The organism is Pseudomonas sp. G11 (assembly GCF_029457515.1).
GTDB lineage: Bacteria > Pseudomonadota > Gammaproteobacteria > Pseudomonadales > Pseudomonadaceae > Aquipseudomonas > Aquipseudomonas gorinensis.
In genome coordinates this window covers 2,722,020-2,734,419 of record NZ_CP120377.1, presented here as the reverse complement: position 1 = coordinate 2,734,419, position 12,400 = coordinate 2,722,020, and the positions used below count along the sequence as shown (strand labels likewise).

The following is a 12,400-nucleotide window of genomic DNA, read 5'->3' as shown; positions in this document are numbered from 1 at the left end:
TTATTCACTCAGGATTAATTACATACCGTAATTTTCGCTTTTATAGAGTTCCCTATGAAGCATCTTTTATGTGCGCCTGCATGAATACGGGCAATAGCGCTTTCACCAGGCTGGTGTTCTCCAGAAAATACAATTTTTGGATAAAGCTTAATCAAGGTGACTTCCAACCCGCCTCCATCGGTTTTCTCAAGGTAACCTACAGGAGTATCGCTGTAGGACTCGGGAAGGAATCCCTGTTGCTCAGCGATTGCCAAGAAAAAAAGCATGTGACAGCTAGCGGCGGCAGTGACCAAAAGCTGCTCAGGATCCGCACATAATGCATCGCCCTTGTATTCAACTCCGGCAGAAATGTTTAATTTCTGTTGTCCTTCAAACCGAGCAACGTGATTGCGTGAGTAGGTAGAAGCGTCATCAGTGTGAGTATCTTTTTCCCAGCTAATTTCAGCAATATGTTGAGACATATCTTCTCCTCAAACCTGATAATTAATCAAATTACACACCAAGCACAATAGCCGTATGCGACAACCTTATCTTATCGCCTACAAATATCCTTGGCAAAAAGGTTATCGGCGGTAATGGGAGTCACTACGAATTGATCCATGAGTGCCTGTTGATGGTTAGCCAAGCCGTTCAAAGTATTACCTATTTTTGCCGATTCCTGCGCCTGCGCAGAGAGCGATTCGGTCACATCTCGAATCGCTGCGACGTTACGATTAATTTCTTCAACTACAATGCTTTGCTCCTCAGCGGCGCTGGCTATTTGCAAATTCATATGGGTGATGATGGATACCGAAGCACCAATGCGCTGCAAAGCGGCCACGGCCAATGCCACCTGTCCGACACTGCTTTGAGCCTTGCTATGGCTACTATGCATCGAGTTGACAACATCCCTGGTTCGCTGCTGCAGCCCCTCAATTACCGAGCGAACCTCTTGGACAGAACTCTGAGTACGTCGGGCCAGGTTTCGTACCTCATCGGCGACGACCGCAAAGCCTCGTCCCGCATCGCCTGCACGCGCTGCCTCAATGGCGGCATTTAGCGCAAGCAAATTGGTTTGTTCGGCAATGGCACGTATTACATCCAGCACTGAACTGATCTGGTCACTCCGGCTAGTCAAATCTCGTATCTCTTCCATAGCCGCACTCATCTCGTGAGACAAATGCTCGATGGCAGTTGAGGTGTTGTTTACAACCTCAAGGCCCTCCAAGGTCGCCAAGTCGGCTCCTTGTGCTGCATCGGCAGCGTGCGCAGCACTGCGCGCAACCTCATGGGCTGAAGCGGTCATTTCTTGGGATGCAGTCGCAACTTGATCCACTTCTCTGTATTGCTGCTGCATACCCGAACTGGTTTGATTTGCAATGATGGCGGACTTATCGGCGGTATTACGGGCTTCTTGAACAGAGCGTTTTACCTCGGCGATCACGGGTTGAAGCTTATCGAGGAAGCGGTTGAACCAGCCAACCAGTTCGCCGAGCTCATCCTGACGCGTATAAACCAAACGGCGTGTAAGGTCTCCTTCGCCGACAGCAATGTCTTTGAGCATGTCTGCTACACGTAAAATCGGTCGGGTCACGCCTAACGCCGTCAGCCAAACCAATATCAAGCCAATAGTTGCTGCAGCGGCGCCGAGCGCTAATTCCAGCACTGCACCTTTTGCGTTGCGGTTATCCAAATCTTGCTGCAACAACAAGGCCGGGGCCAAAAGAGACTGCATGGGAACATCCAGCAGTAACGCCCAAGGCTCGCTGTTGGGAATAGGCATCACTGGCGCAATCAACTGTAAATTATCCTGCCCCTGTTGCTCGGATGCTTTCCCAAGCCGCTGCAATGCCAGTAAGACTTCGCCATTCTCCGGGTAGACCTCTTCAAGGCGTTGTCCGAGTAAGCTTCTATCACGACTGTGCGCAGCGAGCAGACCCGCGGAGCTGACAATGCTGACAGCGCCCCTCCCCTGATACAGATCGTGGCTGCCAACAGTAGCGAGTTGTTGAAGATTATCCAGACTGATGTCCATACCGATAATCGCCAGCACCTTACCGTCTTCTATGACAGGGAACGCCAAGGTCGTTATTAATATCCGCTGGCCGGTACTGTCGTCGAAATAGGGATTTAACAAGCACGCCTTAAGCGTTTCTCTTGGACAATTGAGCCACTGATTAAAAGGAGAACCATCCAGCATAGGCGTGGTGTCGGAAATCAGAGCTTCGGATATCACCTGAGCACTGACGCGACCTTCGCGCCGTATCCAATAAGGCGCAAAACGACCTTTCTCGTTACTCCCTACATCGCCATGGTCAATAAAGGAGGCGGTTGCAGAAGCTGAGTGCAACACGGTTATTGATTTGAAGCTGGAGCATGATGCCGCATAGCCATGGCTTCCTGCATCACCTCGCCCATGACTTCGATCGGGCACTTGAAATCGAAGCGTTTACGGGGGCGCATATTCAGCTCCAAGGCGATGGCATTCAATTGCTCTTGACTGTGTACCGACAAGTCAGTCCCCTTGGGCAGGTACTGGCGGATCAGGCCGTTGATGTTTTCGTTGCTACCGCGCTGCCAGGGGCTGTGCGGGTCGCAGAAGTAAATAGCGACCCCTGTCTGCTGGGTGATTTCAGCATGCCGCGCCATCTCCCGGCCCTGGTCGTAGGTCATGCTCTTGCGCATCGCCAGCGGCATGCTGTTGAGCGCTGCACTGAAGCCCTCCATCGCCGAGGTCGCCGTTGCGTCGTTCATCTTCATCAGCATCAGGTAGCCACTGGTGCGCTCCACCAACGTGCCTACCGACGAGGCGTTGGCCTTACCCTTGATCAGGTCGCCCTCCCAATGCCCCGGCATCAGCCGGTCTTCGATCTCTGGCGGGCGAACATGAATGCTGACCATCTCAGGGATCTGGCCGCGCCGATCCACGCCACCAGAGCGCGGCCGGCGCGTCGTCTTGCCTTGGCGCAGGCAGACGATCAGCTCCTTGCGCAACTCGCCGACCGGCAAGGCATAGATCGCGTTATAGATCGTCTCACGACAGACGTAGGCATCTCTGAGGTTGGGTATGGTCATGCTGCGCAGCTTGCCGGCAATCTGCTCGGGAGACAAACGCTTACGCAGCATGTGGGCCACCAGTTCGAAGCGCTCGCTGCCCGGCACAAGCTTGCGCTTGGGGCGACAAACCTGGCGCCGAATGTTCATCTGTTGCTGGGCGCAGCGGGCCGAGTAAGCACCACTACTGCCTCGATTGCGCTTCAGCTCTCGGCTGATGGTCGAGGGCGACCTGTCAATCAGGCGAGCAATGCCGCGCAGGCTGAAGCCTTGAGCTTGACTGAGTTGAATGATGGCGCGCTCTTCGACGCTGAGTTCGGAATAGGACATAGGGGCAGCACCGTACCGGAAAGGTCAGGTGTTGCACTCAGTTTTCGCGGCCGCCGGATTTATCATTGCCATCGACCTGGTCTTTTTCGAACACTATATAGAGGCTAAGCAGTTGCGGATTGGCCTCCAATGCCTGCTTGACCTGATGATGGAGATTCTCTCGCAGGGCCTGCGGGCTTAATTTCAGTGCGTGCGCTTGCCTGCGCTGCAGCACAACTTGTCGAGAGAAATTGAGGCCTTCCTGGTAGGACGACATCATATAATTCTTGATCGTGAGAGCCTGCACATCGGCTTCTTTTTTCATCCGCTCCCGAGCGGATGTTTCTAGCATTTGAGCCACACTCATTTTTACGAAAGAGGTGTCCGCGTTCATTCGATAGACCGCATGCCCTACCAGCAATGCAACAACCGCCAAAAGACAGAAGCCCGCCAATAGCGTAATTTTCCATAGAATAGGTAATCGATTCGAAAACAAAAGCAAACGTCCTCTTTATAGGCACAATCTTCCGAGCGCTACTGTCGACACCTACTAAGTCGCAGGCGACTTTAAACCAGAGCGTGCTATATGCGCATAGCACGCTTCAGGCTCGAAAGTTACGGTAACGGTCATGACTGACTGCACATTACTCAATTGCGATACTGCAGCCAGCCCTATTTACTTGTACTGAGAACAGCTTCCTTTGACGCGGTTGCTTCACGTTCAGCGATACTGACTTCCCGCATACGAAACTTCTGTATCTTGCCACTGATGGTCATGGGGAATTCGTCAACCAATTTGAAGCTTCGCGGGATCTTGAAGTGAGCGATTCTATTCTTGCAATAGTCGCGCAGGGATTCAGTGTCCACCAGGTGGCCGGGATGTAGTTTAACCCAGGCTATAATCTCCTCTCCGTAGGTTTCATCTGGTACACCGATTACTTGCACATCCGCCACCGCTGGATGAGTAAAAAGGAATTCTTCGACCTCTCGCGGATAAACGTTTTCACCTCCGCGAATGATCATGTCCTTGTTACGTCCGACGATGTTGATGTAACCCTCCTCGTCCATGGTTGCGAGATCCCCGGTATGCATCCAACCGGCTGCATCTACGGCAGCCGTGGTCGCTTGAGGATTGTTCCAGTAGCCGAGCATCACACTGTATCCGCGCGTGCAGAGTTCACCGATTTGCCCGCATGTAACTATCCTGCCGTGCTCGTCGATGATCTTGCTTTCCAAATGTGGCTGAGTGCGCCCGACGCTGGTTATGCGGTGGGTAAAATCGTCCTCAGGCCCGGTCTGCGTCGAGATAGGGCTGGTTTCGGTCATGCCATAAGCTATTTGCATCTCGGTAAGATGCATGTCCTCGATGACCCGTCGCATCACTTCGATGGGGCATGTGGAGCCGGCCATTATACCTGTGCGCAGGCTGCTCAGGTCCAAAGCCGTACGTTCGGGATGATCCAGCATGGAAATAAACATGGTAGGCACGCCAAACATGGCGGTCGCTTGTTCTTCTGCCACAGCTCGAAGTGTCGCCAACGGCTCAAAAGAAGCGCTGGGATAAATCATCGTACTGCCATGAGTCATACAACCGAGGTTCCCCATCACCATGCCGAAGCAATGGTAGAGCGGAACAGGAATTACCAGACGATCATGCTCGGTGAGACGCATACTTTCTCCCACCATATAAGCGTTATTCAGAATGCTGTAATGACTAAGTGTTGCGCCTTTGGGCGCCCCCGTCGTACCTGAGGTGTACTGAATGTTGATCGGATCATCGAACTGCAACTGCATTCCGCACTCAATCAGTTTCTGACGGCCAACCATAGCGGCACGCCCCAGCAGATCGGTCCAGGACAACATACCCTCCGCTGGCTGCTCGCTGAGAGTGATGACCCCACGTAGCTCCGGTAGCTTGTCACTTTTTATGGCGCCAGAGTCGCAAGATTTTAACTCCGGCAACAGCGTATAAAGCATTTCGTGGTAATTGGAGCTTTTGAAAACGTCACTAGAAATCAGCCAACGACAACCGGATTGCTTCAGCGCATATTCAATCTCGCTGGGACGATAGGCGGGATTGATATTAACCAGCACCACACCCACTTTTGCGGTTGCAAACTGAGCAATACACCACTGCGCACAGTTAGGCGACCAGATACCGACGCGCTCGCCCACTTCAAGCCCCAGTGAAAGCAACCCTTGTGCGCAACGGTCCACCTCTTCCGCTAGTTGCTTCCAGGTGTAACGCAGTTCCTGATGCCGCACAACCAGAGCCTCTCTCTCGGGAAAACGCTCGACAGCCAGGTCGAAGGCCGCACCGATGGTCATTGCTAATAATGGCTTGCTCTGCGGCCCACTGCTGTAGCTCGGAAGATTCATATCAAAACCCTTCTATCCAACCAGGGCAGCCGTTGCGAATCACAGCGCAACAGCCCCCATCATTTTTATTATTGATAGCGAACTTTTAACGAATAAATATTTGCGAGGAGTTCAACGCCATATCACCTCCAGGTAGTTTGATATTTCCGATCTTTTTCATGCTATCGGCATCGAAAATAGCGATGTCATTGAGCGTGCCTGACAAATAAATTTTGCTGCCATCCTTGTTGAAGGCTACGTAATAATAGGAATGATCGAGCGTGGCAGAGTGAAGTCTTTTCTTCTGTTTGATGTCGTACTTGTCCAGGCGATTCAGCACGCCAAACATCAGATTCGGGTCCTTCGGCGAGCGCATGCCAGTAAAGTAGATTTCGGTCAGAGGGCCAAAATCGTTGATCTCAGTCTTGCCGGTCTTCAGGTCGACACTGAACTGGCCATAGACATACTCTGCGGTGGCCGGGTCCTGCTTCTTGTCCTTGTATTTCGCCGCGGTGTAGAGCAGCGAGAAGTCATGCCGGTAGGTCTGCTGGTTCCACACGTAAAGCACGTCCGGCGCACTGTAGTTGGCTCTTTTCCAATGGCGACTAGGAATCAGCACATCGAATTTTCCGGTTTTCACATCGACCTTAAAGATGTCCGCACCCGCTACATACAGCGTGCCGTCTTCGCCGCTCTGCATGATGGTCAACTGCCGAGGTGCCGGGAAGCTACGTACAGGTTTGGCGCTCATGCCGGCGTCGGTGGCGTACACATCAAGTCGCGGTTGTTGCACCACATAGCGGTCGTTGAGCATCAATGTCGGATTAGCAACAATGAACAGTTCCTTGCCATCATGGCTCACCGTAAAAGCGAACATCGACTTGGCTTTCTCACCCGGCTGCTGGCTGATGCTGGCGTGGAACACCTGCTTGCAGCTGTCCAGTTCGACCCCGTAGACATCGGCGTAGTGGTTGTTCAGCACGTAAGCGGTCTTGCGGTCCGGCGACAACTGAACGGTGCCCGGGCCAAAGGCGTCGGGCATCTTGCACGTCTTCAACACTGTATCGGTGGCCAAGTCGATAACGTGCAGGTTGTTCGGGTAGTTAGGGGTCACCATGTACTCGTGACCGGCTTTAAGTGGGGTGGTCTCATCGGCCAGAACGTTGAACGAACAGACGCTCAGGACGGCGAACGCGGCCAGGCCGCAGGCTTTGATGCTAGGCATGCTGGAATCCTTCTTGTCTGTCCGATCACTTGTCTTTAGGGAAGACAGTGCCAAGGTTGCGCCAATTGTCGTTGGACGCCTGGGCATCCTTGTTCCAGTCCGGGTAGGTGCTCATCATGTCCGGCACCTGGGCCGGCCACCAGCATGGGTCGGAGCAGCCATAAAGGTCGGCTTCCATCGGCTGGCACAGCGACGACACACCGCCAAACGCATCGATCTCCCAACCCGGGTCGGTGGTCGAGGCGCAGCCCGCGACGGAGCTCATCGCCACCACTTCTTCGATACGGTTTTCGGCCGCAGCCTCATCGAGTTTCAACGCTTTGTTATTGATTGCCTTGAGATGTTTCATATCAGTGAGCCTTGCGCGGAGTGATGTAGCTGCTGATAAACGCAGGGTTGTTGGCCATGATCCGGGTGTAGACCTCGATGCCGAAGTCGACCCAGTCACGCATCAGTTCGCAATAGTGATAGGTCGGGTGGGTCGGGTCGCCGTACCGGGCGTAGCTCTCGTGGTAGCAGCCGCCGGAGCACAGGTTGCGGATCTGGCAATCTTCGCAGCCGGTGTTGGTGCGATCCAGACGCTGGGACAGGAAGTCGTTCAACTCGACCTGTTTCACGGCGGTGTGGACGTTGCCAAAGGTCGGCAACGACGAGCCGGTGAAGCGGTGGCACAGGTTGAGCTCACCCTTGTAGTCCACCGCCAGCATCTTCAACCCGGCACCGCACGGCAGGGCTTTTTTGTGGCCTTCATGGATGTCGGTGATCAACTGGTGCAGGTTGGAGAAGCCGATGTTGCGGTGTTCCAGCGCCGCTTCCAGGTAACGCCGACCAAGCCTCTTCATGCTGGCGAAGACTTCGATCAGCTCGTCGCTGGACAGGTTGAAGGTGCTGATGTCGCCGGAAGTCACCGGGGCAAACCCGACTTCGGCAAACCCCAGTTCGTTGAACAGGTGATCCCAGATGGTTTCGACGTCGGTCACGCCAGTGGTCAAGGTCACCCGAGCGCCAACCGGACGGCTGTTGTAGCGCGACAGCAGCATTTCGGCCTTGCGCCGCACCACGTCATACGTGCCCTGCCCGCCCACGGTGATGCGGTTGCGGTCGTGCACGGTTTTTGGTCCGTCGATACTGACTGACAGGCCGAAACGGTGGGCGTTGAGGTAGTCCACGGTCTCTTCGGTGAGCAGCGTCGCATTGGTGGTCATGACGAACTCGACGAACTTGCCCGCCTCGCGGAAACGCTTCTCGCAATAATCGACCATGTACTCGATCAGCTTGCGATTGCTCAGCGGTTCGCCACCGAAAAACACCACGGTGAAACGCTCTTCGTCCGGCGATTCGCGCAGCAGCATTTCCACCGAGGCGACCGCGGTTTCGACGTCCATTTTCTTGCCGGCCGACGGCTTGTCCAGGTCTTCCTTGTAGCAGTAGGTGCAGCTCAGATTGCAGCCGGTATTGACGTTGAGCACCACGGTATTGATTGCCGTGCGCTCGACCCGCTTGGTGCCGATGTCGGGGGTCAGCGGCGAGCCGTCGCTGACCAGTTCAAGGGCCATCAGCTCACGCAGGGTCTCAGTGATTTCTTCGCCGTTGAAGCGTGCGGCGAGGCGCTGGATCAAGTCATCCGATGAACAACCCGGGCCGCGCAAGGTGTCGATGATGGTGCCCGTGAGTTCATCACTGGCGAACAGCGAACTGCTGGGAATATGGAACAGCATACGGTCGGCATCGACGTGCACTTCGTGCAAGTTCCGCTCGACCAGATTCAAGATAGCGCCCATTGCAAACCTCCTGTGCAAACCCCGCTTGGCGGGGCCTGCGATCATTCCGAAAAAGTGTCTGAAGCCATTGCTCTCAGGCCAACTCAAGGAATGGGTGGATTGTTCCAGCGTTGCACGGTGACGATCATGTGGCCTTCGCCGGTCAGGGATTTTCCTGCATCGTCGACGGCGGCAATGACCTTCAGGTTGCCGGCATTGTTGGTGGACATTTTGCGCTGCGGGTTTGGCCCCGCATCGCCCGGAGTGAACACGCCGGTGTCGGCGTGCATGGTGCCGGCGAACTTGACGTCTTCGTCTTCCTTGGCACGGTCGTCGAAGGCCTCGACTTTCCATTGCGCTGGGAACACGCCGATGCGGTACGGCTTGCCGTCAGCGCCCTTGCCCCAGGCTTCCGCGTCGAAACGGCCCTGGACTTTCGGCGTCGAGCCACCGCCCTCGCCGATCCGCGCCACCGAGAACTCGGGAACGACTTTGACTTCCGCAATTTTGCTGTAGACCGACAGTGTCGGGCCTTTCAGCGTACCAACGGTGACGTTTCGCAGGCCCGGCTGAGCAGTGGCCAAGGCTTTGAGCTTGACGCGTATGCGCCCAGAACTTTGCTCAAGCACTTCGACCACTTCCACGCCTTTGCCAAAGTTCGGTTTGCCATCAAGACCGCTGCCGATCAGGCTCACTTCAGTCTCGCTGCCGGCCTTTACATAACCCGGCTGCACCGCGAGCAAACGACTGCTGCCCTGCTTGGCCGCGACGAAATCCAGCCCACGTTCATCGTGCTCGGTTTCGAACATCCGGCCTTGCATCGCATTTCCTTGCGCGGCGAACACCTGGCGCATGGCCACGCCGTCGATGGTCACGTTGCCGCGCCATTCGTAGCCGGTGTAGAGGATTGCACTGCCTTCGCCGTTGAATGGGCTGCCATCGGCGTATTGGCCTTTGACGCTGACCTTGAACGTGTCGCTGGCATCGGGTGTCACGCTCATGACGCCAGACAGTTCGCCCTTGCCCGGCAGGTGGCCGCTGAAACTCCAGTCACCGACAAAGGCTTCGGCTTTCGGTGCACTGCTCAACCATTTTTTCCAGGCCGGATTGTCCAGCGGGTAGCGTTCAGCCAACAGTGGGACCATCTCCTTGCGGGCAATATCGAACCACTCACGATCGCGCGCTAACAGTTGGTACTCAAGCGATGGCCACTGCCCGAGGTGGAAGTTAACCAACTCCTCCCATTCCTTCGCCGGACGGCGTTGAAGAGCGACCCGCGCGCCCGAGTGGCAGCGAGAGCACATCTGGCTGGTCTGGTCGTCGAATTTTTCGACAGTATTGAGGCGACGTTCCAGCGCATAACGCACGCCGTCCGTCTCACTAGGCGCCAGCCCCTGGGTATCGGCCAGGTACTTGACCAGCGTTCGGCGATCTTCATCGCTGATCTGCAAGCTATGCATGGTCTGCATGCGGGCGATGCTCATCAGCCAGCCTTCCGGCGTTTTGCGCTGATGACTGATACGGCTCAGGGCGTTATCGGCTTCGGGGGTGTGACAGCCCTGACAGGTTTCCTTGAGGATGGTCTGGGCGTCGCGAGCTGCCAGGCTGTAAGGCGAATGCAGCGCCACACAAGCGGCCACGGCCAGCAGACTGGCGCTCAGGCCTGATCGGAGTTTTCTCTTCATCAACGTCGAACCTCGCACGGTGTATTCTTATTTTTAAATTACGTGTATGCGATTTCTGTTCCAGCGACTTGCAGCAGGCAGAAACAAAGCGCGTCTGAAGTGGTGAATACACAGACCGTGCCAACTTTTGATATTTTGCTAGATAGGCGGCGTATCGGTAACGACAAGGTTATTTGGCAACTCAACTGCTGCAGCAGACTGTTTTACTTCGCGACAACTGTTTCACTCTGAGATATGCAAATTACCGTGTTGCCCGCACATGTCCCTTGGTGAACTGTTTCACGAGAATGACTTTAATTTCTCAAGTCGTCTCAATATACGACAGTCGGCGAATCCAAAAAACGCTCGTATAACAGCCCCCCCCCGAGTATTCGTGCTTTTAACTTTAAAAAGCCGTAATTGGCACAACCATTGCGATGAACCTCAATACACCAACAAAAGAGGTTGAATCATGTCGCTTACGAGCCTACATCCCAACACTACCGCGTTTATTCAACGAGCTCCGCGCATGCTCATCGGGGGCCGATGGGTTGAAGCCGCCGATAGTCAGACTATGTCTCTTCGCAATCCCGCCACTGGGGAAGAACTCTGCGTTGTGCCCCGCGCCACTGCTGACGACGTCGACCGGGCGGTGCTGTCTGCGCGCCAGGCTTTCGATGATTCGGCTTGGTCCCGAGCGCGCCCCCGGGAGCGCCAGAACCTTCTGTGGAAGCTCGCCGATCTGATGGAGCGTGATGCCGATGTTCTCGCCCAGCTGGAATGTCTGAACAACGGAAAAAGCGTGACCGTGGCCCGGGTGATGGACGTGCAACTGTCCATCGATTTCCTGCGCTATATGGCAGGCTGGGCAACCAAGATCGAAGGGTCGACGGTAGAAGTGTCGGTTCCGCTGATGCCCAATGACCAATTCCACAGCTTCATTCGTCGCGAAGCGGTGGGTGTAGTCGGCGCCATCGTGGCGTGGAACTTCCCACTGTTGCTGGCGTGCTGGAAACTCGGCCCGGCTTTGGCAACCGGCTGTACGATGGTGCTCAAACCTGCGGATGAAACACCACTGTCTGCACTCAAACTGGCCGAACTCGCGCTGGAAGCAGGTTACCCGGAGGGCGTGTTCAACGTTGTCACCGGGACCGGGATCACCGCTGGTTCGGCACTGACCCATAACCCTCTGGTAGACAAACTGACCTTCACGGGCTCCACTGCCGTTGGCAAGCAGATCGGCAAGATCGCCATGGAGACAATGACCCGCGTCACGCTTGAGCTGGGCGGTAAGTCACCGACCATCGTGATGGCGGACGCAGAGATGAAGGCTGCAGCAGCAGGCGCCGCCAGTGCCATTTTCTTCAACCAGGGCCAAGTGTGCTGCGCGGGTTCACGGCTATATGTGCAACGCAAGCATTTCGATAATGTCGTGGCCGATATTGCCGATATCGCCAACGCCATGAAGATGGGCAACGGGCTGGATACAACTGTCGAGATGGGCCCTTTGATTTCCGCGCGCCAGCAGGACCTTGTCTACGGGTATATCGAAAAGGGTCGCCAAAGTGGCGCGACGATTGCCTGCGGTGGCGAGCAATACGGCCCCGGGTATTTCGTCAAACCGACAGTGATCGTTGATGTCGATCAGAAGCATTCACTGGTTCAGGACGAGATCTTCGGGCCTGTGCTGGTCGCTATTCCGTTCGATGATGAAACCGATGCGTTGCGCATGGCCAATGACAGTCCGTATGGATTGGGCGCCAGCATCTGGTCGAATGACTTGGGAGCGGTACATCGGATGATTCCACGAATTAAATCGGGCTCGGTCTGGGTTAACTGCCACAGTGCGCTGGATCCCGCGCTGCCATTTGGCGGCTACAAGATGTCCGGGGTGGGGCGTGAGATGGGGTTCGCGGCGATTGAGCATTACACCGAGCTCAAATCGGTATTGATCAAGCTCTGATCTGTGGCGCCTCATGGGCGCCATCGCTATCAGGCTCTCTCCTACAGGGAAATGTGTTATCACGCACGGTCAATGTAGGGGTGAGCCT

10 protein-coding genes are annotated in these 12,400 nt (G+C 55.2%); 1 reads left to right on the top strand and 9 read right to left on the bottom strand.

What is annotated here, in order from left to right; genetic code table 11:
* Positions 1-14: 14 nt before the first annotated feature.
* From P2T68_RS12710 to peaA, 9 genes are all read right to left on the bottom strand, one after another.
* Entirely contained in the window at positions 15-461 is a 447-nt protein-coding gene (locus tag P2T68_RS12710) for an OsmC family protein (RefSeq protein WP_277379422.1), read from the bottom strand.
* A 71-nt stretch (positions 462-532) separates the two neighbouring features.
* A complete protein-coding gene (locus P2T68_RS12705) occupies positions 533-2,332 on the bottom strand; it encodes a methyl-accepting chemotaxis protein (protein ID WP_277379421.1) in 1,800 nt (599 codons plus the stop codon).
* Between the two features lie 2 nt (positions 2,333-2,334).
* Positions 2,335-3,363 (bottom strand): IS30 family transposase, encoded by a 1,029-nt coding sequence (locus tag P2T68_RS12700; RefSeq protein WP_019818564.1) that lies wholly within the window; start codon positions 3,361-3,363, stop codon positions 2,335-2,337.
* A 37-nt stretch (positions 3,364-3,400) separates the two neighbouring features.
* Positions 3,401-3,844 carry a hypothetical protein gene (locus P2T68_RS12695; protein ID WP_277379420.1) on the bottom strand — a complete coding sequence of 148 codons (444 nt, stop codon included), beginning with the start codon at positions 3,842-3,844 and terminating at the stop codon, positions 3,401-3,403.
* A gap of 170 nt (positions 3,845-4,014) precedes the next feature.
* Positions 4,015-5,721, bottom strand: a complete 1,707-nt coding sequence (locus P2T68_RS12690; RefSeq protein WP_277379419.1) for an AMP-binding protein — start codon at positions 5,719-5,721, stop codon at positions 4,015-4,017.
* Between the two features lie 85 nt (positions 5,722-5,806).
* Entirely contained in the window at positions 5,807-6,925 is a 1,119-nt protein-coding gene (peaD, locus tag P2T68_RS12685; protein ID WP_277379418.1) for a quinohemoprotein amine dehydrogenase subunit beta, read from the bottom strand.
* A 25-nt stretch (positions 6,926-6,950) separates the two neighbouring features.
* A complete protein-coding gene (gene qhpC / locus P2T68_RS12680; protein WP_008027961.1) occupies positions 6,951-7,274 on the bottom strand; it encodes a quinohemoprotein amine dehydrogenase subunit gamma in 324 nt (107 codons plus the stop codon).
* Between the two features lies 1 nt (position 7,275).
* A complete protein-coding gene (peaB, locus tag P2T68_RS12675; protein ID WP_277379417.1) occupies positions 7,276-8,706 on the bottom strand; it encodes a quinohemoprotein amine dehydrogenase maturation protein in 1,431 nt (476 codons plus the stop codon).
* An 83-nt stretch (positions 8,707-8,789) separates the two neighbouring features.
* Complete coding sequence (gene peaA, locus P2T68_RS12670; RefSeq protein ID WP_277379416.1) at positions 8,790-10,370, bottom strand: quinohemoprotein amine dehydrogenase subunit alpha; 1,581 nt, start codon at positions 10,368-10,370, stop codon at positions 8,790-8,792.
* Positions 10,371-10,821: 451 nt separating this feature from the next.
* Here peaA and P2T68_RS12665 point away from each other — a divergent pair, with 451 nt between their 5' ends.
* Positions 10,822-12,312 carry an aldehyde dehydrogenase family protein gene (locus P2T68_RS12665; protein WP_277379415.1) on the top strand — a complete coding sequence of 497 codons (1,491 nt, stop codon included), beginning with the start codon at positions 10,822-10,824 and terminating at the stop codon, positions 12,310-12,312.
* Positions 12,313-12,400 lie beyond the last annotated feature (88 nt).

Coding starts and splice junctions, on each gene's coding strand:
- P2T68_RS12665 (WP_277379415.1), top strand. CDS start 10,822: ATGTCGCTTACGAGCCTACATCCCAACACTACCGCGTTTATTCAACGA.
- P2T68_RS12710 (WP_277379422.1), bottom strand. CDS start 461: ATGTCTCAACATATTGCTGAAATTAGCTGGGAAAAAGATACTCACACT.
- peaA (WP_277379416.1), bottom strand. CDS start 10,370: ATGAAGAGAAAACTCCGATCAGGCCTGAGCGCCAGTCTGCTGGCCGTG.
- qhpC (WP_008027961.1), bottom strand. CDS start 7,274: ATGAAACATCTCAAGGCAATCAATAACAAAGCGTTGAAACTCGATGAG.
- P2T68_RS12690 (WP_277379419.1), bottom strand. CDS start 5,721: ATGAATCTTCCGAGCTACAGCAGTGGGCCGCAGAGCAAGCCATTATTA.
- P2T68_RS12700 (WP_019818564.1), bottom strand. CDS start 3,363: ATGTCCTATTCCGAACTCAGCGTCGAAGAGCGCGCCATCATTCAACTC.
- peaD (WP_277379418.1), bottom strand. CDS start 6,925: ATGCCTAGCATCAAAGCCTGCGGCCTGGCCGCGTTCGCCGTCCTGAGC.
- peaB (WP_277379417.1), bottom strand. CDS start 8,706: ATGGGCGCTATCTTGAATCTGGTCGAGCGGAACTTGCACGAAGTGCAC.